This is a genomic window from Ruegeria sp. BJ5, from assembly GCF_056537865.1.
The window spans coordinates 127895-152269 of the sequence record NZ_JBQFSH010000001.1 but is presented as its reverse complement, the minus strand read 5'-3'; the positions used below and the strand labels follow the sequence as shown (position 1 = coordinate 152269).

Here is a 24375-nt window from a genome sequence, read left to right as displayed (position 1 = left end):
CTTCATACATGGCAGAAACCAGGCCGCCCGCCAAGGGCACGGCAGGCCTTTGTCCACAGCCAATTCGCGGCCCTGTGGATTACTGCTGCAGGCACAGCTCCATCCAGGCGGCACCGAGGTCTTTTTTGCGGATATCGCGCATCTTCTGCTCATAGACCCACGGGGTGATCAACGGGATTGCGGCGTTGTAGTTCTCGGGCCAGGTCGGGCCGGCCTCGGCCACCGCTTCAGGAACGTCCCGTTCTTTCACGCGATCAAGACGGGCTTTTTGAACCGCCGCCACAACGTCTGCTTGATAGCGGCAGCTTTGTTCCTTGGTTTCAGCGGCAGCCAGCGGTGTGGCAAGCAGAGTGGCGGCAAGTGCGATGCGCAGCATAAGGTCCCCTTGGAATCAGTTCTTTGCAACAGTCTAACCGCGTGCTGCCACACCTTCCATTGCCCTCTGCAGATCATGAACCAACGATGTGGCCATCGACCGGAACACCATGATCTGAAAGGCTTTCTCGCTAACCCGAGTGATCGACGCGGTCATGTGGAACAGGAGCGTGCGCGCCGTATGTCCGCGCTTGAAGTTCTGCGGGCGCAGATCAACGGGAACCAGACGGGCCAGAACATCCTCGGCCCCGTCGCCCTCAAGCCGCACCACGGCCCAGGCATCAGACTGGTCGACGACCGCGGCATAGGCGGACAGCGAAGGATCTGGTGCGGGGCCGATCAGCATGACCTGACCCGGGCCGAACCAGATGGCCCGCGCGCCCGACTTCCCGGTGGCGCGGTTTGGGGCCGGCAGCGCCATGCCATGCGCCGCCTTCATCGCCTCGGACAGTGCTTTGGTCTGCCCTTGAAAGGCCGAAACCGCATGTATCGCGCCCGGGTCGACCTCGGTGACCGAGACCGTTCCGATGATCAGCGGCAGCAGCCCGTCACACGGGGTCTGAGCAATCAGCTTATCCACGCAAACGCTCTCCCTCTGAATCAAAGAACACCGGGTCCGTCACCTCACACAGCGTGGTCACGCCGCGCAGGTGATCGACCATCTTGACGATCTCGCCATGACGGTCGGGGCCATCGGCCAGAAACGCCAGCCCCAGCATGCTGCCCAGCGTTGGCGAATAGCAGACCGAGGTCACATAGCCCTGATCGTTGGTGCGTACCGGCGCGTCCTCTTCGTTGTACAGATGCGCACCTGCCAGCAACTGGCGGCTTTCCCCGATGGGTTTGAGCCCGACCAACCGCTCGCGCCCCGGCGCCTCAAGCCCTGGGCGTTCGGACATAGTTTTGCCGATGCAGTCCTTTTTCTGCGACACCATCCGCCCCATCCCGATGTCATAGGCCGTGGTCCGCCCGTGGATTTCGGCATGGGTGATGAACCCCTTCTCGATCCGGAGGACGTTCAGCGCCTCCATCCCATACAGGCCGCCGCCCAGCGCCTCGGCTCGTTGGGTCAGAATGTCGAACAAACTGGCCCCATACCGCGCAGGCACGGCGATTTCATAGGCGTGTTCACCCGAGAACGAGATCCGGAACAGACGCCCCGGCACTCCCAGAACCGAAACCGGCCCGCAGGCCATGAACGGCCACGCAGCATCATCCAGCGGGGTGTCGAGCACGCCGTTCAGCACCTCGCGCGATTTGGGGCCGGCCACGGCGAATTGCGCCCATTGTTCCGTCACTGAAACCAGCGTCACGTCCCAATCGGGCCTCAGACCCTGACGCACGAATTCCAGATGCTTCATCACGTCACCGGCGGCGGCGGTCGTGGTGGTCATCAGGAAATGACTGTCACCCAACCGCGCGGTGGTGCCGTCATCCATGACGAACCCGTCCTCGCGCAGCATCAGCCCATAGCGCACGCGCCCGACCTTCAGCGTCGAAAACGTGTTGGAATAAACGAAATCCAGAAACTGCGCGGCGTCGCGCCCCTGAATGTCGATCTTGCCTAGGGTCGACACCTCGCACACGCCGACCGCCGTGCGCACCATCTGCACCTCGCGGTCGCAGGACTGGCGCCACGTGGTTTCGCCCGGCTGCGGGAAATAGCTGGGCCGATACCACAGCCCGGCCTCGACCATCGGCGCCCCGCGCGCCACCGACGCCTTGTGCGAGGTGGTGAAGCGCTGCGGCTTGAACCCCGCCCCCTCGGCCCCCGCGCCCAGCGCGGCAATGGCAATCGGCGCGTAAGGCGGGCGGAAGGTGGTGGTTCCGGTCTCGGGGATCGCCCGCCCGGTGGCATCCGCAAGAATGGCCAGCGCCGCGACATTCGAGTTCTTGCCCTGATCGGTGGCCATGCCCTGCGTGGTATAGCGCTTCATGTGCTCGACCGAGCGGAAGTTCTCGGTCGCGGCCTGTTTGACATCCTTGACGGTCACGTCGTTCTGGAAATCCAGCCACGCACGCCCCTTGCCCGGCACCGCCCACAGCTGCGCGATTTCATAGGGCTGATCCTCGGTCTGCGGTGGCTCTGGCTCGGGCGCCTTGAGGCCCAGATCACCCAGCGCCTCGGTCGCAGCCGAAATGCCCTCGCGCAGACAGGCGCAGGTGGAGAACGCGCCGTTGCAGGCCCCGGCCGTGCGCATCCCGGGCACGGCGCCCGGCGTGGGCACGAAGGCGGCAATGTCACGCCGCCAAGTCGGTCGACCGTTCATGTGGCAGGTCAGGTGGACCGAGGGGTTCCAGCCGCCAGTCATCGCCAGGCAATCGGTCTGAATGCGCTCTTCTCCGCTGGCGCGGCGCACGGTGATCGACTCCAGCCCCTTGCGCCCCGAGCTGCCACAGACCTGCGCCCCGCGCAGCACCGGATAGTCCGTCGACACCGGCCCGTCATGGCGGCTGTCGATCACGGCGGCCACGTGGACACCTGCGGCGAGCAGGTCGCGGGCCGTCCGGTGAATGTCATCGGTGTTGCCGAAGACTGTGACACTCCGGCCGGCCGCGACGCCCCAGCGGTTCAGATAGGCCCGCACGGCCCCGGCGGTCATGATGCCGGGCCGGTCATTGTCGCGAAACGCCACCGGGCGCTCCAGCGCCCCGGCCGCCAGAACCGAGCGCCGGGCGGCGATCCTCCAATATGTTTCCAGCGGCGCACCGGCGGGGCGGTCGCCCGTATGGTGCAAGACCCGTTCGAGCGCGGCAAAGGTGCCCTGATCGTAGGCCCCGGCAATCGTCGTGCGGGTCATCAGCCGCACATTCTCCATCGCCCGCAGTTCAGCCAGAACCTCGTCTACCCAAACGTGACCCGGCTTGCCATCCACCTCGAGCGTCTCGGCCAGCAGCCGCCCGCCCATCTGGTTGCTTTCGTCGGCCAGAATGACATCCGCCCCGGCTCGGCCGGCCGTCAAGGCGGCCATCAAACCCGCCGGACCAGCCCCGATCACCAGCAGGTCGCAGAAGGCATAGGCGCTTTCATACCTGTCGGCGTTGGCCTGCCCGGACAGCGCGCCCAACCCCGCGGCGCGGCGGATCATCGGTTCGTACAGCTTCTCCCAGAAGCTGCGGGGCCACATGAAAGTCTTGTAGTAGAAACCCGCCCCCAGGAAGGGCGCGGCCAGATCGTTCACCGCCATCACGTCGAAGCTCAGACTGGGCCAGCGGTTCTGGCTGCGCGCCTCGAGGCCCGGATAGATCTCTTGCACCGTGGCCCGCACATTGGGGTCCTGCACGGCGCCTCGGCCGATGGTGACCAAAGCGTTCGACTCTTCGCTGCCGGCGGTCAGGACGCCGCGCGGGCGATGATATTTGAACGACCGCCCCATCAGGCGCACGCCATTGGCCAGCAGCGCCGAGGCCAGCGTGTCACCCTGAAAACCCGAATACCGGATTCCGTCGAAGGAAAACTCGACCGGTGAGCCGCGGTCGATCAGCCCCCTGCCCGCGACCCTCATCGTTTGCCCCCGGAGGCAGGCTCGGTCGCCGCTATTTCGTGGGTCAGCGTGTTGCGTGTCACGACGATCCATGCGCCGCAGCCGCCCTCGTGATACCACAGGTCCCGCGTCTCGCCGGCCGGGTTGTCGCGCAGATAGACGAAATCGTCCCAAACGTCAGGCCCGGCATCCGGGGCGGGCCGGTCCAGATCGACGGCGGCCCCGCGATAGTAGAACTCGCGGCGGTCGCGCTCACCGCAATACGGGCAGGTGATCCTCATGGCCGCGCCTCCTGGCTTTCACAAATTTTCGAAAGAAACATCCCGGCCGCCCCTAATGCAGATTGTGCTGAGAGCCCTTGCCCTCTTCATCGATGATCCCGCGCCCGGTGCGGAAGCGATCCAGCCGGAACCCCGTCGCGTTCTCGTGGTACCGGTCGGTGGCCATCAGGTGGGCGAACACGTTGCCCGAGCCCGGAACCGCCTTGAACCCGCCGTAGTTCCAGCCGCAGTTCAGATACAGCCCGTCGATATGGGTGCGGTCGATGATCGGCGACCCGTCCGGCGACATGTCCATGATCCCGCCCCAGGACCGCAGCACCCGGGCCTTGCCGATCATCGGCATCAGGGCCACTCCGGCCTCCATCACGCTTTCGACCGTCGGCAGATTGCCCCGCGCAGCGTAGGAGGCATAGAAATCCAGGTCGCCGCCGAACACCAGCCCGCCCTTGTCGGATTGGCTGATGTAGAAATGCCCCATGCCGAAGGTCACGACGTGGTCGATGCAAGGCTTCAGCCCTTCGGTCACGAAGGCCTGCAGCACGTGGCTTTCGATCGGCAAGCGCATCCCGCCCATGCCGGCAACTAGCCCCGAACGACCCGCAACCACGATCCCTACCTTCCTGGCCCGGATCGCCCCGCGCGTCGTCTGCACCCCGCGCACGGCGCCGTTTTCGATGTCGATGCCGGTGACCTCGCAATTCTGGATCAGATCCACCCCGCGCTGGTCCGCCCCGCGGGCATAGCCCCAGGCCACGGCATCATGCCGGGCCGTGCCGCCACGCGGATGGTACAGACCGCCATAGATGGGAAAGCGCAGATCGTCATAGTTCAGATAGGGCAGCATCTCGCGCAGTGCATCGCGGTCCAGCAGGATGGCATCGTCGCCCTGGCTGATCATCATGTTGCCCCGGCGCGCGGCCGCGTCCCGCTGCCCGTCCGAATGGAACAGGTTGATGATGCCCCGCTGCGAATGCATCACGTTGTAGTTCAGGTCCTCTTCCAACCCCTCCCACAGCTTGAGGGAATGTGAATAGAACTCGGAATTTCCTTGCAGAAAATAGTTGGCGCGCACGATCGTCGTGTTGCGTCCCACATTGCCGCCGCCGATATAACCCTTTTCCAGCACGGCGACATTTGTCAGGCCGTGTTCTTTCGCCAGATAGTACGCGGTGCTGAGACCATGCCCCCCACCGCCGATGATGACGATGTCGTACTCGGCTTTGGGCTCGGGATCACGCCAATGCGCCGTCCAACCCTTGTTGCCCGTCAGTCCTTCCTTCAGGACGCGAAAGCCGGAAAAGCGCATTCAGATCTCCCTGCGGGTTTGCTGGCATCAAACCAACTTCCAACAGGAGTAGCAATCCGGGCTCGGGGCTCCGCATCCGTTTTCGACAAGAACTTGTCAACGCGCGACCAAACCGGTCGCAAACGAATTCGCCTTCAGAACCGCAGACGGAAGGCAACGCCCACGATCGGAGCGGTATCATAGCCCTGCCGGCTGACCTCTTGCCCTGCTGCGTTGTCCAGGCGCAACTCGCCGTCAAACTCGGCGCCCGCAAATGCCGACAGCGAAAGTCCGGGGTTTGGCGCGTATTCAACCGACAGAACAACCGGGATGCTGCTGTCCTCGCCTACGCCGCCCGGTGCCAACCCGTTATCGTTCAACTGAAAGCGGACCCTCTCGGACCGAACGGCAAGCCCCACGCTGACACTTTCCGAAGCCTTGTATTCCAGCGTGACCCCGGGGCCTTGAGTGGCCCCCAACGCGCGCCCGGTGCTCAGACGCCAGCGCTCGGCAAAGGTCCAGTCGACCAGAAGCGCGGGAAAGACTTCGAGATCATTGGTTCCAACCTCGGAGAACACGCCAAATGCCGGGCCGATGCGCAGATTGGGGTTCACCGCCCATGAAATACCGGCGAAGGCACCATAGGTGAAGCCGTCCGAGGCACTGGCGCCGGTCTCATAGTCCCATCTCAATTGGGGCGAGACGATCACCGCAGCCCCGTTGTCCAGAGCGAAGCGCAATGGAACGCTCAGGCGAATGTCGCGGATGTCGTCCCAAGGCTGGTTTCCGGGCAGCCCGAAATCGTAGGAAAACTGACCGAAACTCGCCAGCAACCCCACAAAGGACCCGTCACCATAGCTGTAAATGCCGCCCGCCCGCAGAAACGCGCGCGATGCGCTGAAATCACCACCGTCCTCAAGATCGGCGCTGCTCTGATAGACAGCCAACCCTTCCACAGTCGGCGTCCAGCCCTGTCGGGGCTGGGCGATGGCGGCAGTCGCAAGGGCCAAGGTCGCGGACCCAATCGCCGCGACCCATGCTAATGAACGGGTAATTTGCATGAGATCCTCGCTGGTTTCACTGCCTGAACTCCAGCGCAGGATGTGCGGCAACCGGACTTTTTGTCAAAGCCCGATTGCCTGGTTTCCGAGACGTCAGAGGCCCTTGGCCCGATAGCTCTTGGCCACTCGGTCGATGGACACGATGTAAGCCGCGGTGCGGAGGTCATCGACGTCGTCGCGATCGTGCCAGACCTCGCTCATGGCCTGGTAGGCGATGCGCATCGTGTCATCCAGGCCCGAGCGCACCAACTCAAGCTCATCCGCGCCTTTGAGGTATTTGGCCTTGAAGTCCGGAGACATCGACCATGCATCGCCAAGATAGCGGTCCAACCGCTCCAGCTCTTTCACGATCAACTCGTGCCGCGCCTCTTCCTGACGGCGCTGCATCCGGCCAAAACGGATGTGGCTGAGGTTCTTGACCCACTCGAAATACGATACCGTCACACCGCCAGCGTTCGCATACATGTCTGGAATGATCACGGTGCCTTTCTTGCGCAGCACTTCGTCGGCCCCGGCGGTCACCGGACCGTTCGCGGCCTCGATGATCAACGGCGCCTTGATGCGCTCGGCATTGGACAGGTTGATCACGCCCTCCAGCGCGGCCGGGATCAGAATGTCACATTCCTCTTCCAGCACAGCAGTGCCCTCGGCGGTGTGCGTTGCATCCGGGTAGCCGTTCACACCGCCATGTTTGACGATCCACTGGTGAACCGCTTCGACGTCGATCCCCTCGGGGTTATAGATCGCACCGTCACGTTCGATGATGCCCACAACCAGAGAGCCGTCTTCCTCACTCAGGAACTTGGCCGCGTGATAACCCACGTTGCCGAGGCCTTGAACGATGACCCGCTTGCCGTCCAGCGAGCCTGACATGCCAGCCTTTTTGACGTCGTCCGGATGCCGGAAGAATTCTCGCAGCGCGTATTGGATGCCACGCCCCGTCGCCTCGACCCGGCCCGAGATACCGCCGGCATTCAACGGCTTGCCGGTCACACAGGCCCGCGCGTTGATGTCTGTGGTGTTCATCCGCGCATACTGGTCAGCCATCCAAGCCATTTCACGCTCGCCGGTGCCCATGTCGGGGGCCGGGACGTTCTGCGACGGGTTGATCAGGTCGCGCTTGGCCAACTCATAGGCGAAACGGCGGGTGATCTGCTCCAGCTCATGCTCTTCGTATTTGCGCGGGTCGATGCGTAGGCCACCCTTGGACCCGCCGAAAGGCGCCTCGACCAGAGCACACTTGTAGGTCATCAGCGCAGCAAGCGCCTCGACCTCGTCCTGGTTCACGGCCATCGCATAGCGGATACCGCCCTTTACCGGCTCCATATGCTCGGAATGAACCGAGCGATAGCCGGTGAAAGTATGGATCTGCCCCCGCAGACGCACGCCAAACCGAACGGTGTAGGTCGCATTGCAGACCCGGATCTTTTCCTCAAGTCCGGGTGGAAGATCCATCAGGGCAGCCGCCCTGTTGAACATCAGATCTACACTCTCCCGAAAGCTGGGTTCCTTGATGGCCGTCATAAAATCCTCCATGCCGGTTGACGTCGAGCGTCATGACGTTTTGTCGCACCCTTGGCAAGCGGCTGCAATCGAGATTTGCACTTTTTTTCATCAATTTATGAACAGCGTGTTTCGACCAACCGAGCCGAGTCGCGGACATTTACGATTTCCAGAAATTGTCCCGAGCAACGAAACAAAGATGCCCCTCCCAGCCAGACTGCCGCCGATTTTCATTCAAAAAGAGCACCATAGTGACGATCACGCCCAATTCTCGCCACGATCCACATCTAAATTATTAAAGTTCCGAAGAACTGGCTTCGCTGCTTTTGGCCGGCAAAAGGATTTCGTTATGCGCAATTTTGAATGGACATCGACACGGTCGGGGAAACCGCGCCACGCAGACCGCTGCCGGGGCGCCGTCGAGTCTTTCGCGACCTCGGAAAGCGGGACGATGACCATCTTCGCCCTCTTCCTTCTGATGATCATCTTCACCGCGGCGGGCTTCGCCGTGGACGTTATGCGGTACGATCGCGAACGTGCGCGCCTGCAATATGCTCTGGACCGCGCCGTATTGGCGGCGGCCGACCTGGACCAGGACCTTTGCCCCAAGGACGTAGTCGTCGACTACCTCGCGAAGGAAGGCTTGGACCAGTACCTGGTTGGTGACCCGATCGTGGAACCCAATGTCTGCGGCGCGACCGCCGTTACGATCGAAGGCTACCGCAAGGTCCAAGCGAGCGCCCAGATGGATGTCGGCATGCACTTCATGCAGTGGTGGGATGTTGACTCGATCGTGAGCGCGGCAACCAGCGTTGCCGAAGAAGCCATTGATGATGTTGAGATTTCTTTGGTCCTCGACGTCTCTGGCTCGATGAACAGCTACAATCGCCTGGCCAACCTGAAAGTGGCGGCCAAAAACTTCGTGCAAGAGATGGCGGACAAGACCGAGGACGGGAAGCTGTCGATCTCGATCATCCCATACGCAACTCAGGTGTCGCTGCCCGACTATCTGATGGACGAATTCAGCACGACCGGCACCAATAACCGGGCAAACTGCATCAACTTCACCAGCAGCGAGTTCAACACCACCGCGCTGGACCCCGATACGATCCGCCAACGCACACTGCACTTCACGCCGTGGAGCACCTATGACCGGCGCCCCAGCAACGGCTACGTCTACAGCGAAGTCTGTGACGAACTCGCCAACCGTGAGGTCTCGGTCCTGCAGAAGGACCCGCAGGTTCTCAAAGATCACATCGAAAGTTTTACGGCCGGCGGAAACACGTCGATCGACGTCGGTCTGAAATGGGGTCTTGCCCTGCTTGACGAAAGCATTCAGCCGGTGATCGCACGCCTGGCGGGTGACGAAGTGCCTGCAGAGTTCGCCACCCGTCCCAACAGCTACTCCAGCAACGACTCGATGAAGGTTCTGGTGCTGATGACGGACGGCGCGAACACCACACAATACATGGTAAACGACCCCTACCGTGAGGGTACGTCCATTCTGTGGTGGAATGCCAAAAAGTCCACCTATTCGACCTATGACTACGAGACCGAGAAGTACTTCTGGCACGATGTCGACTATACCGAATGGGACAGCAGCAAAGGTTGGTACTGGGGTCGCGAGATCTGGCAGGACGATCCCTATGGCAACGACGAGTATACTGTCTATCGGTGCACCTACCGGTCCGGCGGCGTCTGCTACAACTTTGACTACAGCAGAAGCGAGACTCGCACTGTTCTGGACAACAATGGCGACCCCGCGACATCGGTCAACCTGACCTGGGTTCAGGTCTGGGAACGCACGACCCGTCGCGCGATCCGCGACCTGTTCCGCGAAGCGCTGGGGAGCACGAAAGGCAACACCTGGTACAACAACGCGGTCACTTCGATCGGGTCGGGCACCAAGGACCCGCGCGCGCGCGCAATGTGTGCCGCCGCTCGCGCCAATGGCATCGTAGTCTTCACTATCGCTTTCGAAGCTCCCGATCAGGGCAAGGCCCTTCTGAAAGACTGCAAAAGCGATGATGGCGCCTACTACGAGGCGACCGGTGACGAAATCGTCGACGTATTTGCATCGATCGGATCGACCATCCGCAATCTGAGGCTGACCCAATGATCAAGCGTTTGCTTCATCAATTCCGCACGTTCCGGCGGAAAGAAGATGGGATGGCGACGATCGAGTTCGTCTTCTGGTTCCCCATCTTCATCATGACGACCTATTCGGCCGTCGAAGTCGGAATCGGGGCCTTCAACCACGCCAATCTCGAGCGTGGTCTGGACGAAACGATCCGCGACGTTCGCCTGAACAACCTCGACAAGTATACCACCAACGTTCAGGATGGCTGGACCCACACTCTGTTGAAGGACATCGTCTGCGACAAGGCAGGCTACATTCCTGAGTGCAAGGAAAACCTGATCCTGGAAATGACCCGCGTCGATCCGTTTATTGGGACCACGCTGGATCCCAACCCCTACTGCATCGATACCCCGGCAACGATCCGCAACAGCCAGATCTTCGAGCCCGGCACGTCGGACGAACTGATGATCGTCCGCGCCTGCGTCGAGGTAAAGCCGCTGTGGTGGGGTACCATTCTGGGCGCCATCGCGCGAAAAAAGCCCAACGGTATGTACGAACTGCACGCAACAACGGTGTTTGTCTATGAACCGACCTGATCGCTCAATCTTCCCGCTGGCTGTCCGGTATCTGAAACGGTTTTCGCGCAAGGAATCCGGCGTGATCAGTGTCGAGGCCGTGATGATCTATCCCTTGCTCTTCTGGGGCATGTGTGCGTCCTATACGTTCTTCGACGGGTACAAGCAGAGCTCGCGGAATCTCAAGGCGTCTTATGCGATCGCCGACGTCATTTCCCGCGAACGCAATGACATCAACGCGACCTATATGGATACGCTGTATGACCTGCTGCAGCAGATGATGTCGGACCGCTCCGACGTATCGATGCGCATCTCGTTCCTTCGCTTCGACCTGCCGGATGACCGGCACTATGTGCAGTGGTCCTGTATTCGCGGCGAAAGCTTTGAGGCGTGGACCGATGGCACCATCAGCGAAATCCGGGACAAGCTGCCCATCATGCCGGACAACGGCAAGATGATCCTGGTCGAAGTGAAGGACTTCTATCGCCGTCCCTTCCGCATCGGATACGGCGAAAACGAATTTGCCATGGACAATTTCGTATTCACCCACCCGCGCGTCTACGACAAGATCGACGCACCGGGCGGGTGCTGAGAGCTATTCGGCCTCGGCCAGCATCGCGGAAAGCATTTCTGACAGGAACTTGGTCTCAGCGGCGGACGTCATGCCGCCGACGCCAATACGTCGCCCGACGCGCCACCAAAGGCCCGGGGCCCAAGCCCTGCCCCGTTTGCTACGGGTCGTCAGCAGAAAGCCGTTTGACGGTTTGAAGGCGAACACACCCCGATCCACCCCTTCGATTTCACCAACCTCGGCAATCAGCTTGCCGCTGCCTGTCCGCAATTCCGTGCGCGTCAGCTCGATCCGGTCCGCGGTCGCATGCCAGACGCGATGCGCAAGCCAAAGCGCGCCACCTCCGACCACGAACAGGAACAGCTGCCATTCCGGCGCGGGCGGTGCGGCCAGGGCGACATAAGTCACGAACGCGCCCACGGTGACGAGCATTCCCACGCCCATCCACCGCCGTGCCGATGAAGCCTGAATCGTTGCCAGTACGTCTTCTTGCATTTCCAACTCCGCCTTTGCCTGCCCCCCATACCCGCTTTCAGCGTCAAGCAACAGGCCAAGACTCACCCGGCGCAATTTTGCACAGAGGCAGTGCTTTCTCGCGAATTGACCGTACTTCAGCGAAAATTAGATAACGGGTCCAGAGACAGGAGATCCAAATGTCGCTCAGACCAACACTCGAAACCCGCAAGGCCGTTCCGACGATGGAAGGCGCTGGTGTAAAGCTTCACCGCGCTTTTGGATTTCAGGATCCGTCCGAACTGGATCCTTTCCTTTTGTTTGATGACTTCCGCAACGAGCACCCGCAGGACTACCAGGCCGGCTTTCCCTGGCATCCCCACCGCGGCATTGAAACCATCACATACGTGCTGTCGGGAACCGTCGATCACAGCGACTCGCTGGGCAACAGCGGCCAACTGGGTGCCGGAGACGTCCAGTGGATGACGGCGGGGTCCGGAATTCTGCATCAGGAAATGCCCAAGGGAAATGCATCCGGGCAGATGCATGGGTTTCAGCTGTGGGGCAACTTGCCCTCGGCTCAAAAGATGACGGCTCCTCGGTACCAGGACGTTCAGGGCAAGGACATTCCTGAAGTGATCGATGATGATGGCACCACGGTGCGGGTCATCGTCGGCAAGTTCTGGGGTAAGACCGGGCCGGTGGACGGTATCGCCGCGGACCCGCAATACTTGGACGTATCGATTCCTGCAGGGGTGAAAAAGACATTCAAGATAGACACTTATCGCCGTGCTTTCGCCTATGTTTTCGATGGGCAGGCCGCTTTCGCCGACGCCTCGCAGCCGACCGGCGTTCTGCTTGAGAAGGAAGTCGCCGGGCAAGAGCTGAACATTCGCGACATGTCGGGCAACCGGACGCTGGTGCGGTTTGGCACCGGAGACGAAATAACCGTTCAGGCCGGGCCTGAAGGTGTACGATTCCTGTTGATCTCGGGTGCGCCGATCAATGAACCGGTAGCGTGGCATGGCCCGATCGTGATGAACACGCGCGCCGAACTCGAGCAGGCGTTTCGGGAGTTGCGCAACGGTACTTTCATCAAGCCGGCGCACTGACTCCAGACAGGCAGCAACGTGGCGCGGCCAGTCAGGCCGCGACCGCCTTGCGTACCATATCCCAATAAATCTGCTCGACCTCGTCCAGCGAAAGCCGTCCACCGGCCCGGTACCACGTCATGACACCATTCAGCATGGCAATCACCGCCAGAGTCGCGATTTTGGCATCCTGAACCGAGAACAGACCGTCCTTCTGGCCGGCGAGAAGGATGCTCTGCAACGCATCTTCATACCGCCGGCGTAGCTTTTCGATTTCGGCGAAGTTTTCAGGCGTCAGGTTTCGCAGCTCCATGTACGCGATGAACACTTCGTCCGGTCGCTGCATGTGAAACCGGATGTGGAAACCCACGAATTGCCGCAGGGCGCCCAATGCATCCGCCTGTGGTTCCAACGCTTCATAGGCCGCCAGCAGCTCTTGCATGTGGTCCTGCATCAGGCGGAACAGAAGGCTTTGCTTGTCCGGAGTGTAATTGTAGAGCGCGCCGGCCTGCACTCCGACCTCCCCCGCGATTTGACGCATGGAAACAGCGGCATAGCCATGCCGTGCAAACAATCCCAGGGCGGCCTCGCGAATGCGGGGCCCGGTGATATCGGAATGAGAGCCTTGAGTACGTGCCATGGATCCATCGTATATGAACGTACGTTCATATAGAACCCCGCTTGAACCGTTCATGCAAAAAGTGCATCACGTTCAGGTTCCTCACTGTTCGGGTCGCGAAATGAAAGCTGTTTCCGTCATCCTGCCGCTGCTTCTCTTGGCCGCGTGCGCAGATATTCCCGAGTTGGAGGGAAGCGAAGCGGCCTCGGTAAAGGCCGCGCCCTACCCCAAGCTGATCCCGTTGACCCAGGTCATCGTGCCGCCCGTCGACCCGGTGAACGAGGCAGCCGCCGTGGAAGAAGAATTGGAACAACGGGCCGAGCGGCTGTCGCAAAAGGCACAGGCACTCCAGAACGCCGAGACCCAGTAAGCCCCGCACGCTCGCCCACTGCGCAACAACTCTGTCCCTGACGGATTGCACCGCCGCGTTGAACCAGCTATGGCAGCCGACAAAGGACTTGCGTCCAACAGGCTGACTACGAGCGGAAAGGAACCCACGGAATGACACAGGCGCTGCGGCTTGGAATTGCTGGCTTGGGAACCGTGGGTGTTGGCGTCGTCAAGATCGTGCGCCGTCATGCCGAATTGCTCCAAGCGCGCACTGGTCGACCGATCGAGATCGTTGCCGTTTCGGCGCGCGACGCCGCCAAAGATCGCGGGGTGAACCTGTCCGGCTTCGCGTGGGAAACCGATCCGGTGGCCTTGGCCAAACGAGACGATATCGATGTGTTCGTCGAGCTGATGGGCGGTGAAAACGGCCCGGCAAAGGCCTCGGTCGAGGCAGCATTGGCCAGCGGCAAGGATGTGGTCACCGCAAACAAGGCGCTGCTGGCCATTCACGGCCAGGCATTGGCGGAACAGGCCGAGGCCGCAGGCCGCGTGATCCGGTTCGAGGCTGCCGTGGCCGGTGGAATTCCGGTCATAAAATCCCTGACCGAAGGGTTGGCCGGAAATGACATCAAACGCGTCATGGGCGTGATGAATGGCACCTGCAACTATATCCTGACCCGAATGCAATCGCAGGGATTGGGCTACAATGCCTTGTTCGAGGAGTGCGCTCAGTTGGGCTATCTCGAAGCGGATCCGAACTTGGACGTAGGCGGCATCGACGCGGCGCACAAGTTGGCGCTGTTGGCCTCGATCGCATTTGGAACAAAGCCGAATTTCGACGGGATCGAGATCGAGGGTATTCAGCATATCAGCCTGGATGACATCCATCAGGCCGACGATATGGGCTACCGCATCAAACTGCTGGGCGTTGCGCAGCGCACGCCGCGCGGGCTTGAACAGCGGATGCAGCCCTGCCTGGTACCCAGTGACTCGCCTTTGGGGCAGCTGGAAGGCGGCACCAACATGGTGGTCATCGAGGGCGACGCCGTCGAACAGATCGTTTTGCGGGGACCGGGCGCGGGCGAAGGCCCGACGGCCAGTGCGGTGATGGGGGATGTATGTGACCTGACGCGGGGCCTGCGGATTTCCACCTTTGGTCAACCCGCCACGTCGCTGGTCGACTCCAAGCCCGCAATCACCGGCCTGCCCGCCCCATACTATCTGCGCCTTGCATTGCTGGACAAACCAGGTGCGCTGGCCAAGGTGGCCGCCATTCTGGGCAATGCCGGCGTGTCGATCGACCGGATGCGCCAATACGCACACGCCGAGGATACGGCCCCGGTACTGATCGTTACGCACAAGACCACACGCGCCACGCTGGACGTTGCGTTGGAGGACTTGCGCACCACGGATGTGGTTGCGGGCGAGCCCGTAGCTCTGCGTATCGAGCAGGTTTGAACCCTTGCGGCCTGCGCCACGAGCAGGCTATGCCAGTCAGGACGTCTTCGCTTTACCAAAGGATTACATCGCATGAGCGCTGCCAAAATCGATTTCAACGACCGCCTTCTGTCCCTTGGACTTGCGCGCGTGGCTGAGCAGGCCGCTCTGGCCTCGGCCTCGCTGGTCGGACGCGGAGACGAGAAAGCCGCCGACCAGGCCGCGGTCAATGCGATGCGTGAACAGCTGAACCTGCTGGATATCGCTGGCGTGGTGGTCATCGGTGAAGGCGAACGCGACGAAGCGCCGATGCTGTATATCGGCGAAGAGGTCGGCACCGGCAACGGCCCCGGTGTGGACATCGCTCTGGACCCGCTCGAGGGTACGACGCTGACCGCAAAGGATATGCCCAACGCGTTGACCGTCATCGCGATGGGTCCGCGCGGTTCGATGCTGCACGCACCGGACGTCTACATGGACAAGCTGGCGATCGGCCCCGGCTTCCCCGAGAACGTGGTGACACTGGACATGTCCCCGCGGGAAAGGGTTGAGGCGCTGGCCAAAGCCAAAGGCTGCACTCCCGAGGACATTACAGTTTGCATACTGGAACGTCCGCGTCATGAGGCGATGATCGCCGAGGTGCGCGAAACCGGCGCTGCGATCCGCCTGATCACCGACGGGGACGTTGCTGGCGTCATGCACTGTGCCGAGTCCGAGACGACCGGCATCGACATGTATATGGGCCAGGGTGGCGCGCCCGAAGGCGTTCTGGCGGCCGCCGCGCTGAAATGCATGGGTGGCCAGATCTTTGGCCGTCTGATGTTCCGCAATGATGACGAACGCGGTCGGGCGGCCAAAGCCGGTATTGCCGATCTGGATCGTGTCTATGCCCGCGACGAGATGGTCACCGCAGATGTGATCTTTGCGGCGACCGGTGTCACCGGCGGGTCGCTGCTGCCGCGGATCAAGCGGGAACCGGGTTGGGTCGAGACGACGACCCTGCTGATGCGCTCGAAAACCGGATCGGTGCGGCGCATGTCCTACCGCACCCCCATTTGGCCGCATGTCGAAGGCTGAGGGGGCCCGCAGACACAACCGTTCAAGGGCCGGGTCCGACAGGATTCGGCCCTTTTCAGGAGAAGTGGATTGAGCTTTCTGGGTGTTGAACAGTCTTTGACGGGCCGCCGGTGGATTGGTCCATCGCCTGAATTGGACCGGGCCGCCGAGATGCTGGCCCAGCAGACCGACCTGCCCCGCCCCCTGTGCCAGGTGCTGGCACGGCGAGGTGTCCCGCCGATGGAGGCCGAGAGCTTTCTGTCTCCAAAACTGCGCGACCTTCTTCCCGATCCTCGCAGCCTGCGCGACATGGAGATCGCCGCAACGCGGATCCTGAAAGCGGTGCGGGACAACCAGCGCATCGCCGTTTTCGCCGACTATGATGTCGACGGCGGCAGCTCGGCAGCCCTGTTGCTGGTTTGGCTCAGGCAGATGGGGCGTCAGGCGACCTTATATGTGCCCGATCGTATCGACGAGGGCTATGGCCCCAACGCCCCCGCCATGAGCCAGCTTGCTGAAACGCATGATCTGATCATCTGCGTTGACTGCGGCACGCTAAGCCACGAAGCAATTGCCGCAGCCAAGGGGGCCGATGTGATCGTTCTCGATCACCACCTGGGCGCCGAAACGCTGCCGGATTGCGTGGCCGTGGTGAACCCCAACCGCCAGGATGAGAGCGGTGATCTGGCCCATCTGTGCGCTGCAACCGTTGTCTTTCTGATGTTGGTTGAGGCCGGGCGCCAACTGCGCGAGGCCAACGCCCAAGGCCCGGATCTGATGGCGATGCTGGATTTGGTCGCGCTGGCGACCGTGGCAGATGTGGCACCCCTGATCGGGGTCAACAGGGCGTTGGTTCAGCAGGGTTTGAAAGTGATGGGGCAGCGGCAACGCCCCGGCCTGGTTGCGCTGTCCGAAGTGGCGCGCATGGATTCGGCGCCCAACAGCTACCATCTGGGTTTTCTGCTTGGGCCGCGCATCAATGCCGGCGGCCGGGTTGGGCAGGCAGACCTGGGCGCGCGGCTGCTCAGCACCGACTCGGGGACCGAGGCCGAGGCGTTGTCCCGGCGCCTTGATGACCTGAATACCGAACGGCGCGACATCGAAAATGCGGTCCGCGCAGCGGCGCTGGCGCAGGCCGAAGAACGTGGACTAGATGCGCCGCTGGTGTGGGCCGCAGGTGACGGCTGGCATCCCGGCGTCGTTGGGATCGTGGCGGCCCGCCTGAAAGAGGCGTCGAACCGTCCCGCCGTCGTGATTGGTTTCGACGGTGACGAGGGCAAAGGCTCAGGCCGTTCGGTCTCGGGTGTCGATCTTGGCGCATCAATCCACCGGCTGGCCGCCGAGGGTTTGTTGGTCAAGGGCGGCGGTCACAAGATGGCCGCAGGTCTGACCGTGATGCGCGACCAGTTGGAACCGGCGATGGAGCGGCTCTCGGAGTTGCTGGCGAAACAGGGTGCGGGCCAAGCCGGTCCGGCCGACCTCAAGCTGGATGGCGCGTTGATGCCCGGGGCGGCCTCGGTTGATCTGATCGAAAAGATCGAGCAGGCCGGCCCATTTGGCGCCGGGGCCCCTGCCCCTCGATTTGCAATGCCCGACCTGCAGGTCCGCTTTGCCAAGCGGGTCGGAGAAACCCATTTGAAGCTGTCGCTCTCGGACGGAATGGGCGGTGGGCTGGACGCGATTGCATTTGGTGCCTTTGACGGACCGATGGGCGAAAGGCTGTCAAATCACGGTGGTGCGCGGTTCCATTTTGCCGGTCGGCTCGAGGTCAATACATGGGGTGGCAGGCAAAGCGTGCAGTTGCGCCTGGAAGACGCGGCCGAAGCAAATTGACCGCTGACGCCACTGCCTTTTTTGACCCGCAAAAAAGTTTCCTGGCCGTGCGTTTTTCGTCTTGCGGGTGGGGGGCGTAATCCGTAAAAGGCCCCCCACAAGCCAGCGTGGCCCGTTCGTCTATCGGTTAGGACGCCAGGTTTTCAACCTGGAAAGAGGGGTTCGATTCCCCTACGGGCTGCCACTTGTGCTTGGGCAATGCTGACGTGGCCCGTTCGTCTATCGGTTAGGACGCCAGGTTTTCAACCTGGAAAGAGGGGTTCGATTCCCCTACGGGCTGCCATTTTCACCCCCGAGAAACGCTAATCCCGCGCTACCACTGCGGCGACTTTCTGCATCGAAATTTGCAAATCGACGGAGCGGTGTCGCTGAAAAACCCATAGTGAAGGGTCATTGGCATGCTCTTTTCGCCCAGCAGATGACGCCACGTCGATTGGGTTAAAAACCATATATTTTCAAGGCTATAGTCGATGAAATCGTTGGATCGAACAGGCCAATTTCGCCATTTACTAATTTTTTAGTTTGACAGACTCGCGAAAAATCGCTGATGCTGTTCGTCATCCGGTTCGCGCCGGAGAACCATAAATTTTGGGAGGAGAAAGATGCGGAAACATCTTTTGTCCGCAGTGGCGGCGGCTGCCGTCATTGCGGGGCACGGTCCTGTTTGGGCCGACGAAGCCGCAGCACAGCGCTGGGTCGACGATGAATTCCAGCCATCCACCTTGTCGAAAGACGAGCAGATGGCGGAAATGCAGTGGTTCATCAAGGCTGCCGAACCGTATGCCGGGATGGAGATCAACGTTCTGTCCGAAGGTATCCCGACCCACTCGTATGAATCCGAAGTTCTGACGAAGGCGTTCGAGGAAATCACCGGCATCAAGGTCAACCACCAGATCCTGGGTGAAGGTGAGGTCGTTCAGGCCGTTCAGACGCAAATGCAGACCGGACGGAACCTGTATGACGGCTATGTCAACGACAGTGACTTGATCGGTACGCACTCGCGCCTGCAGTTGGCCTATCCCCTGTCGGACATGATGGCGGGTGATTGGGCGGCGACAACCTCGCCGACGCTGGACCTGGATGACTTCATGGGCATCCAGTTCACCACCGGTCCCGACGGCAAGCTGTACCAGCTGCCCGACCAGCAATTCGCCAACCTGTACTGGTTCCGCAAGGACTGGTTCGATGACGAAGCCAACAAGGCCGCATTCAAGGAAAAATACGGCTATGATCTGGGCGTTCCGGTCAACTGGTCTGCCTACGAGGATATCGCCGAGTTCTTCACCAATGACGTGAAGGAAGTCGACGGTGTCGCGATCTATGGCCACATGGACTACGGCAAGCGCGCGCCTGATCTTGGCTGGCGGATGACCGACGCCTGGCTGTCGATGGCCGGTGCCGGCGACAAGGGCGAGCCGAACGGTGTGCCGGTCGACGAATGGGGCATCCGCATGGAAGCGGGCACCTGTAACCCGGTCGGCGCCTCGGTGTCGCGGGGTGGTGCCGCAAACGGCCCGGCGGCCGTTTACGCGATCCGCAAATGGGACGAGTGGCTGCGGGCCTATGCGCCTCCGGGTGCGGCGTCCTATGACTTCTACCAGTCGCTGCCCGCCCTGTCGCAAGGCAACGTGGCCCAGCAGATCTTCTGGTACACAGCCTTTACCGCCGACATGGTCAAGCCCAAGTCCGAAGGCAACAACACTGTCGATGATGAGGGCAACCCACTGTGGCGGATGGCGCCCAGCCCGCATGGCCCCTATTGGGAAGAAGGCCAGAAGGTTGGCTATCAGGATGTGGGATCGTGGACTTTCCTGAAGTCCACCCCGTCGGATCGGGCGCAGGCCGCGTGGCTGTATGCTCAGTTCGTGACGTCCAAGACTGTCGACGTGAAGAAGTCCCACGTGGGTCTGACCTTCATCCGCGACAGCTCGGTCAACCACGAGTCCTTCAGCGAACGCGCACCCAAGCTGGGTGGCCTGGTCGAGTTCTACCGCTCGCCCGACCGCGTGGCATGGTCGCCGACCGGCATCAACGTTCCCGACTATCCGAAGCTGGCCCAAATCTGGTGGCAGCAGATCGGTGACGTGAACTCGGGCGCCTTCACCCCGCAAGAGGCGATGGACCGTCTGGCTGAAGAGATGGACATCACCATGGCCCGCATGCAGGCCGCGGATGAAAGCGCCGGCGTCTATGGCGGCTGTGGTCCGCGCCTGAACGAACCGCAGGATCCGGCCTTCTGGCTGGAGAAGCCGGGCGCGCCGAAAGCCAAGCTGGAGAACGAGAAGCCGCAAGGCCAGACCGTCAACTACGACGAACTGGTGGCACGCTGGCAGTCCCAGTAAGCCACTACTCCCCGGGGGGCGCCGGTACCGGCGCCCCTTACCAACCAAGACCAAACAGCGTTGCCACGCGCTGCGGGATCGGAACCCACGGACATGATCGAACTACAAAACGCAACCAAGCGGGTCGGCACCGTTACCCATATCAAACCCACGTCCCTGACGCTGCAGACCGGCCATTTCAACGTGCTGCTGGGCGCGACCGGGTCGGGCAAGACCTCTCTGATCAAGATGATGGCCGGCCTGGATCCGATTGCCTCGGGCAAGGTCCTGATGGATGGGCAGGATGTGACCCGGCTGAGCACACAAAGACGCAAGATCAGCCTCGTGCACCAGTTTTTCGTGAACTACCCGCATATGACTGTATTCGACAACATTGCATCGCCCCTGCGCGTTGCCGGAATGGCGCAATCCGAGATCGAAGGCCGCGTGGAAGAGGCCGCCGACCTGCTGCAACTGCGCCCGATGCTGCACCGTCGTCCGCATGAACTGTCAGGCGGCCAACAGCAACGCACCGCACTGGCCCGCGCCATCGCCAAGGACAGCCGCGCCGTGTTCCTGGACGAGCCGCTGGCCAACCTGGACTACAAGCTGCGCGAGGAACTGCGCGAGCAACTGCCCGAGCTGTTCGCCGGGCGCGGCGCCGTGGTGGTCTATGCCACGTCCGAACCCGAAGAGGCGCTGCTGCTGGGCGGCTACACCGCCTTGATGGAAGACGGCCGCGTGACCCAGTTCGGCCCGACGGCGGACATCTATCGCAATCCCGAAAACCTCGCCGCCGCGCGGGTGTTTTCCGACCCGCCCATCAACGTGGCCCGCGTCACGATCACCGGCGGCCAGGTTCAGTTGGCCGGCGGCGGAACATGGCGGCTGAGCCAGGGCATCAGCCTGTCCGACGGGGAATACAAGGTCGCCGTGCGCCCGCACCGCGTCACCCCCGTGCGCGCCTCGGCCGATGATGTCGAGCTGACCGGCCGCGTGATCGTGACCGAGCTCTCCGGGTCCGACTCCAGCGCGCATTTCCAACATGGCGAGGACGCCTGGGTGTCTCTGGCCGCAGGGGTCCACCCCTATCAGGTGGGCGAGGACCACACATTCTACATGAACCCGGCCCATTGTCGGTATTTCGGCCAAGACGGCAAAAGGGTGGCCTGACATGGCACAGATCAAGCTTGCAAACCTCAAACACAGCTACATGCCATCGCCGCAAGGCCCACAGGACTATGCGCTGAAGGAAATCGACGTAACCTGGCGTGATGGCGGGGCCTATGCTCTGCTTGGGCCGTCGGGTTGCGGCAAGTCCACGCTGCTGAACATCATCTCGGGGCTGCTGACCCCATCCGAGGGGCAGATCCTGTTCGACGACCGCGACGTGACCGCCCTGCCCCCGGATCAGCGCAACATCGCGCAGGTGTTCCAGTTCCCGGTGATCTACGACACGATGACCGTGGGCGAAAACCTGGCCTTTCCGCTCAAGAACCGCGGCGTCGATCCCGCGACGATCAAGCGCCGCGTCGACGAGATCGCCGAGATGCTGGATGTCACCGACATGCTGAACACCCGCGCGAGCGGCCTCAGCCCGGACAACAAGCAGAAGATCTCGATGGGGCGCGGTCTGGTCCGCGACGACGTGAACGCGGTGATGTTCGACGAGCCATTGACCGTGATCGACCCGCATCTGAAATGGAAGCTGCGGTCCAAGCTGAAAGAGCTGCACCAGCGCGTCAAGGCGACGATGATCTATGTCACCCACGACCAGACCGAAGCGCTGACCTTCGCCGACGAGGTCGTGGTGATGCAGGAAGGCGAAGTGGTCCAGATCGGCACCCCGGTCGAGCTGTTCGAACGCCCGCAGCACACGTTCGTGGGCCATTTCATCGGCTCGCCCGGCATGAACGTTCTGCCCTGCGAAGCCCGCGGCGATCGTGCCCTGTTCGAAGGGCACGAGGTGGCGCTGGAAGGTCCGGTCAGCGGCAGTGGCGGCCGCACAGATCTGGGCATCCGGCCCGAATATGTGGGTTTCGGCCCCGAGGGCATTCCGGCCCATGTCACCAAGGTGGCCGATATCGGCCGGCATTTTGTGGTCAGTGCCATGGTCGGCAACACCGCGTTGAAGGCGGTGACCGAACACGCGCCCCCCGAGCCCGGATCGCAAGTCTTTCTGAAATTCAAACCTGAACAGACGCGCGTGTATCGCGACGGCTGGATCGCAACCGAGGAGCGCGCCCGATGAGAACGGAAAACCAGAAAGCGTGGTTCTTTGTCCTGCCGGTGCTGGCGCTGGTGGCGTTCAACGCGCTGGTGCCGATGATGACGGTGGTCAACTACTCGGTGCAGGAAACCTTTGGCAACAACCAGTTCTTCTGGGAAGGGCTGGGCTGGTTCGAACAGATCCTGCGGTCTGACCGGTTCCAGGCGGCGCTGGGGCGGCAGTTCCTGTTCACCGCGCTGATCCTGATGATCGAGGTGCCGCTGGGCATCATCGTGGCCCTGTCGATGCCGCGCAAGGGCTTCTGGGTGCCGGTCTGCCTGGTCCTGATGGCCCTGCCGATGCTGATCCCGTGGAACGTGGTCGGCTCGATGTGGAACATCTTCACCCTGCCCAAGATCGGCCTGCTGGGGTATTTCCTGAACGACGTGCTGGGCATTAACTATGACATGACCCAACAGCCGCTGTCGGCCTGGATCACCATCGTGGTGATGGATGTCTGGCACTGGACCTCGTTGGTGGTGTTGCTGTGTTATGCCGGTCTGGTGTCGATCCCCGACGCCTACTACCAGGCGGCCAAGATCGATGGCGCAAGCCCCTGGTCGGTGTTCCGCTATATCCAGCTGCCCAAAATGAAGACGGTTCTGACCATCGCGGTACTGCTGCGGTTCATGGACAGTTTCAACATCTACACCGAACCCTTCGTTCTGACCGGGGGCGGCCCCGGCAACTCGACCACCCTGCTGTCGATCGACCTGGTGAAGATCGCGCTGGGACAGTTCGACCTTGGCCCCGCGGCCGCGATGAGCCTGATCTATTTCGCCATCACGCTGCTGGTCAGTTGGGTCTTCTACACCCTCATGACAAAGGATGACGCGCAATGAAGAAGCGGTCTCTCATCCCGATCCTGTATATCGCGTTCCTGATGCTGCCGATCTATTGGCTGGTGGCGATGTCCTTCAAGACCACGAACGAGATCCTTTCAGGCTTTTCCCTGTTTCCCCAGACCTTTACGCTGGAGAATTACATCACCATCTTCACCGATCCGACGTGGTATTGGGGCTATATCAACTCGATCACCTACGTGACGATCAACACGGTGCTTTCGGTCTGCGTGGCCTTGCCTGCGGCCTACGCGTTCTCGCGCTATCGGTTCCTGGGCGACAAACAGCTGTTCTTCTGGCTGCTGACCAACCGCATGGCCCCGGCGGCCGTGTTCGCCCTGCCCTTCTTCCAGCTGTATTCGTCGATCCATCTGTTCGACACCTACTTGGCTGTGGCACTGGCGCACACGCTGTTCAACGTGCCGCTGGCAGTGTGGATCCTCGAAGGTTTCATGCGCGGCATCCCGAAAGAGCTGGATGAAACCGCCTATGTCGACGGCTATTCCTTCCCCCGGTTCTTTGTCACGATCTTCCTGCCCAACATCAAGGCGGGCGTGGGCGTGGCGGCGTTCTTCTGCTTCATGTTCTCGTGGGTGGAAATGCTGCTGGCCAAGACCCTGACAGCGGTCGAGGCCAAACCCATCGCCGCCGTGATGACCCGCACCGCGTCCAGCGCCGGCTACGAGCTGGGCCTGCTGGCCGCCGCCGGCACCCTGACCATCATCCCCGGCGCCATCGTCATCTGGTTTGTCCGCAACTACATCGCGCGCGGCTTCGCGATGGGACGTGTATGAGGTTCGACATGCGCAAACTCCTTCTCTCCCTCTCCCTGCTCGCCCCGTCATCGGCGCTGGCGCAAGCCAAGGCCGGCTGGGGCAATGTCGGTCAGGAAGAACCCAAGGGCTTTT

The 24375-nt window shown here is 61.7% G+C and carries 22 protein-coding genes and 2 tRNA genes; 15 read left to right on the top strand and 9 right to left on the bottom strand.

All coding sequences use genetic code 11. The features are described from left to right. Window positions 1-79: 79 nt before the first annotated feature. From ACR0NY_RS00750 to ACR0NY_RS00720, 7 genes are all read right to left on the bottom strand, one after another. Window positions 80-376: a hypothetical protein gene (locus ACR0NY_RS00750; protein WP_170357503.1), complete on the bottom strand. Its 297-nt coding sequence runs from the start codon at window positions 374-376 to the stop codon at window positions 80-82. 33 nt (window positions 377-409) lie between these two features. Further along, a complete protein-coding gene (locus tag ACR0NY_RS00745) occupies window positions 410-955 on the bottom strand; it encodes a sarcosine oxidase subunit gamma (protein WP_170339156.1) in 546 nt (181 codons plus the stop codon). After that, window positions 948-3881, bottom strand: coding sequence for a sarcosine oxidase subunit alpha family protein (locus ACR0NY_RS00740; protein WP_170368284.1), 2934 nt, complete (start codon window positions 3879-3881; stop codon window positions 948-950). Before ACR0NY_RS00740 ends, ACR0NY_RS00745 begins: the two co-directional genes overlap by 8 nt. Next, window positions 3878-4141 carry a sarcosine oxidase subunit delta gene (locus tag ACR0NY_RS00735; protein WP_170363714.1) on the bottom strand — a complete coding sequence of 88 codons (264 nt, stop codon included), beginning with the start codon at window positions 4139-4141 and terminating at the stop codon, window positions 3878-3880. The genes ACR0NY_RS00740 and ACR0NY_RS00735 overlap by 4 nt, the downstream gene beginning before the upstream one ends. A gap of 52 nt (window positions 4142-4193) precedes the next feature. Continuing rightward, window positions 4194-5447, bottom strand: a complete 1254-nt coding sequence (locus ACR0NY_RS00730; RefSeq protein ID WP_170363715.1) for a sarcosine oxidase subunit beta family protein — start codon at window positions 5445-5447, stop codon at window positions 4194-4196. A gap of 134 nt (window positions 5448-5581) precedes the next feature. Next, complete coding sequence (locus ACR0NY_RS00725) at window positions 5582-6487, bottom strand: hypothetical protein (protein ID WP_254432864.1); 906 nt, start codon at window positions 6485-6487, stop codon at window positions 5582-5584. A 93-nt stretch (window positions 6488-6580) separates the two neighbouring features. Further along, window positions 6581-8011, bottom strand: a complete 1431-nt coding sequence (locus ACR0NY_RS00720; RefSeq protein WP_170368283.1) for a Glu/Leu/Phe/Val family dehydrogenase — start codon at window positions 8009-8011, stop codon at window positions 6581-6583. A gap of 430 nt (window positions 8012-8441) precedes the next feature. Between ACR0NY_RS00720 and ACR0NY_RS00715 the strand changes: the two genes are divergently transcribed. Genes ACR0NY_RS00715 through ACR0NY_RS00705 form a run of 3 tightly spaced genes read left to right on the top strand, consistent with a single transcriptional unit; the run spans window position 8442 to window position 11237 of the window. Next, window positions 8442-10109, top strand: a complete 1668-nt coding sequence (locus ACR0NY_RS00715; protein WP_254429305.1) for a pilus assembly protein TadG-related protein — start codon at window positions 8442-8444, stop codon at window positions 10107-10109. A gap of 50 nt (window positions 10110-10159) precedes the next feature. Next, entirely contained in the window at window positions 10160-10666 is a 507-nt protein-coding gene (locus ACR0NY_RS00710) for a TadE/TadG family type IV pilus assembly protein (protein WP_254429306.1), read from the top strand. Further along, window positions 10653-11237 carry a TadE/TadG family type IV pilus assembly protein gene (locus ACR0NY_RS00705; RefSeq protein ID WP_170357497.1) on the top strand — a complete coding sequence of 195 codons (585 nt, stop codon included), beginning with the start codon at window positions 10653-10655 and terminating at the stop codon, window positions 11235-11237. The genes ACR0NY_RS00710 and ACR0NY_RS00705 overlap by 14 nt, the downstream gene beginning before the upstream one ends. Before the next feature lie 3 nt (window positions 11238-11240). On the opposite strand, the gene ACR0NY_RS00700 is transcribed toward ACR0NY_RS00705, so the two are convergent. Further along, window positions 11241-11711: a hypothetical protein gene (locus tag ACR0NY_RS00700; protein WP_170339740.1), complete on the bottom strand. Its 471-nt coding sequence runs from the start codon at window positions 11709-11711 to the stop codon at window positions 11241-11243. A gap of 158 nt (window positions 11712-11869) precedes the next feature. Here ACR0NY_RS00700 and ACR0NY_RS00695 point away from each other — a divergent pair, with 158 nt between their 5' ends. Further along, window positions 11870-12781 carry a pirin family protein gene (locus tag ACR0NY_RS00695; protein ID WP_170368282.1) on the top strand — a complete coding sequence of 304 codons (912 nt, stop codon included), beginning with the start codon at window positions 11870-11872 and terminating at the stop codon, window positions 12779-12781. A 31-nt stretch (window positions 12782-12812) separates the two neighbouring features. Here the strand turns inward: ACR0NY_RS00695 and ACR0NY_RS00690 are convergent, their stop codons facing one another. Then, window positions 12813-13400 carry a TetR/AcrR family transcriptional regulator gene (locus ACR0NY_RS00690; RefSeq protein WP_170339745.1) on the bottom strand — a complete coding sequence of 196 codons (588 nt, stop codon included), beginning with the start codon at window positions 13398-13400 and terminating at the stop codon, window positions 12813-12815. A gap of 100 nt (window positions 13401-13500) precedes the next feature. On the opposite strand from ACR0NY_RS00690, the gene ACR0NY_RS00685 reads away from it, so the two are divergent. From ACR0NY_RS00685 to ACR0NY_RS00635, 11 genes are all read left to right on the top strand, one after another. Further along, window positions 13501-13749 carry a hypothetical protein gene (locus ACR0NY_RS00685; RefSeq protein WP_170368281.1) on the top strand — a complete coding sequence of 83 codons (249 nt, stop codon included), beginning with the start codon at window positions 13501-13503 and terminating at the stop codon, window positions 13747-13749. 131 nt (window positions 13750-13880) lie between these two features. Further along, window positions 13881-15167, top strand: a complete 1287-nt coding sequence (locus tag ACR0NY_RS00680) for a homoserine dehydrogenase (protein ID WP_170368280.1) — start codon at window positions 13881-13883, stop codon at window positions 15165-15167. A gap of 72 nt (window positions 15168-15239) precedes the next feature. Further along, window positions 15240-16223: a class II fructose-bisphosphatase gene (glpX, locus tag ACR0NY_RS00675; RefSeq protein ID WP_170339170.1), complete on the top strand. Its 984-nt coding sequence runs from the start codon at window positions 15240-15242 to the stop codon at window positions 16221-16223. 69 nt (window positions 16224-16292) lie between these two features. Beyond that, window positions 16293-18035 carry a single-stranded-DNA-specific exonuclease RecJ gene (gene recJ, locus ACR0NY_RS00670; protein ID WP_170368279.1) on the top strand — a complete coding sequence of 581 codons (1743 nt, stop codon included), beginning with the start codon at window positions 16293-16295 and terminating at the stop codon, window positions 18033-18035. Between the two features lie 109 nt (window positions 18036-18144). Beyond that, window positions 18145-18219 (top strand) — tRNA-Glu (locus ACR0NY_RS00665). A gap of 24 nt (window positions 18220-18243) precedes the next feature. Continuing rightward, window positions 18244-18318: transfer RNA gene (locus ACR0NY_RS00660), tRNA-Glu, on the top strand. Window positions 18319-18637: 319 nt separating this feature from the next. Beyond that, entirely contained in the window at window positions 18638-20377 is a 1740-nt protein-coding gene (locus ACR0NY_RS00655) for an ABC transporter substrate-binding protein (protein ID WP_170368278.1), read from the top strand. A gap of 93 nt (window positions 20378-20470) precedes the next feature. Continuing rightward, the gene (locus tag ACR0NY_RS00650; RefSeq protein WP_170368277.1) at window positions 20471-21529 is read left to right on the top strand and encodes an ABC transporter ATP-binding protein; all 1059 of its coding nucleotides are present in this window, start codon (window positions 20471-20473) and stop codon (window positions 21527-21529) included. A gap of 1 nt (window position 21530) precedes the next feature. Beyond that, a complete protein-coding gene (locus ACR0NY_RS00645; RefSeq protein WP_170368276.1) occupies window positions 21531-22607 on the top strand; it encodes an ABC transporter ATP-binding protein in 1077 nt (358 codons plus the stop codon). Beyond that, on the top strand, window positions 22604-23467 hold the full coding sequence (locus tag ACR0NY_RS00640) for a carbohydrate ABC transporter permease (protein WP_005983941.1): 864 nt from the start codon (window positions 22604-22606) through the stop codon (window positions 23465-23467). Before ACR0NY_RS00645 ends, ACR0NY_RS00640 begins: the two co-directional genes overlap by 4 nt. Next, a complete protein-coding gene (locus tag ACR0NY_RS00635) occupies window positions 23464-24261 on the top strand; it encodes a carbohydrate ABC transporter permease (RefSeq protein WP_170339760.1) in 798 nt (265 codons plus the stop codon). The genes ACR0NY_RS00640 and ACR0NY_RS00635 overlap by 4 nt, the downstream gene beginning before the upstream one ends. Window positions 24262-24375: the final 114 nt, after the last annotated feature.

What these genes read in the sequence shown, in the direction of transcription:
- ACR0NY_RS00750 (WP_170357503.1), bottom strand. Translation starts at nt 376, where the DNA reads ATGCTGCGCATCGCACTTGCCGCCACTCTGCTTGCCACACCGCTGGCT.
- ACR0NY_RS00740 (WP_170368284.1), bottom strand. Translation starts at nt 3,881, where the DNA reads ATGAGGGTCGCGGGCAGGGGGCTGATCGACCGCGGCTCACCGGTCGAG.
- ACR0NY_RS00735 (WP_170363714.1), bottom strand. Translation starts at nt 4,141, where the DNA reads ATGAGGATCACCTGCCCGTATTGCGGTGAGCGCGACCGCCGCGAGTTC.
- ACR0NY_RS00730 (WP_170363715.1), bottom strand. Translation starts at nt 5,447, where the DNA reads ATGCGCTTTTCCGGCTTTCGCGTCCTGAAGGAAGGACTGACGGGCAAC.
- ACR0NY_RS00725 (WP_254432864.1), bottom strand. Translation starts at nt 6,487, where the DNA reads ATGCAAATTACCCGTTCATTAGCATGGGTCGCGGCGATTGGGTCCGCG.
- ACR0NY_RS00720 (WP_170368283.1), bottom strand. Translation starts at nt 8,011, where the DNA reads ATGACGGCCATCAAGGAACCCAGCTTTCGGGAGAGTGTAGATCTGATG.
- ACR0NY_RS00715 (WP_254429305.1), top strand. Translation starts at nt 8,442, where the DNA reads ATGACCATCTTCGCCCTCTTCCTTCTGATGATCATCTTCACCGCGGCG.
- ACR0NY_RS00710 (WP_254429306.1), top strand. Translation starts at nt 10,160, where the DNA reads ATGGCGACGATCGAGTTCGTCTTCTGGTTCCCCATCTTCATCATGACG.
- ACR0NY_RS00705 (WP_170357497.1), top strand. Translation starts at nt 10,653, where the DNA reads ATGAACCGACCTGATCGCTCAATCTTCCCGCTGGCTGTCCGGTATCTG.
- ACR0NY_RS00700 (WP_170339740.1), bottom strand. Translation starts at nt 11,711, where the DNA reads ATGCAAGAAGACGTACTGGCAACGATTCAGGCTTCATCGGCACGGCGG.
- ACR0NY_RS00695 (WP_170368282.1), top strand. Translation starts at nt 11,870, where the DNA reads ATGTCGCTCAGACCAACACTCGAAACCCGCAAGGCCGTTCCGACGATG.
- ACR0NY_RS00690 (WP_170339745.1), bottom strand. Translation starts at nt 13,400, where the DNA reads ATGGCACGTACTCAAGGCTCTCATTCCGATATCACCGGGCCCCGCATT.
- ACR0NY_RS00685 (WP_170368281.1), top strand. Translation starts at nt 13,501, where the DNA reads ATGAAAGCTGTTTCCGTCATCCTGCCGCTGCTTCTCTTGGCCGCGTGC.
- ACR0NY_RS00680 (WP_170368280.1), top strand. Translation starts at nt 13,881, where the DNA reads ATGACACAGGCGCTGCGGCTTGGAATTGCTGGCTTGGGAACCGTGGGT.
- glpX (WP_170339170.1), top strand. Translation starts at nt 15,240, where the DNA reads ATGAGCGCTGCCAAAATCGATTTCAACGACCGCCTTCTGTCCCTTGGA.
- ACR0NY_RS00655 (WP_170368278.1), top strand. Translation starts at nt 18,638, where the DNA reads ATGCGGAAACATCTTTTGTCCGCAGTGGCGGCGGCTGCCGTCATTGCG.
- ACR0NY_RS00650 (WP_170368277.1), top strand. Translation starts at nt 20,471, where the DNA reads ATGATCGAACTACAAAACGCAACCAAGCGGGTCGGCACCGTTACCCAT.
- ACR0NY_RS00645 (WP_170368276.1), top strand. Translation starts at nt 21,531, where the DNA reads ATGGCACAGATCAAGCTTGCAAACCTCAAACACAGCTACATGCCATCG.
- ACR0NY_RS00640 (WP_005983941.1), top strand. Translation starts at nt 22,604, where the DNA reads ATGAGAACGGAAAACCAGAAAGCGTGGTTCTTTGTCCTGCCGGTGCTG.
- ACR0NY_RS00635 (WP_170339760.1), top strand. Translation starts at nt 23,464, where the DNA reads ATGAAGAAGCGGTCTCTCATCCCGATCCTGTATATCGCGTTCCTGATG.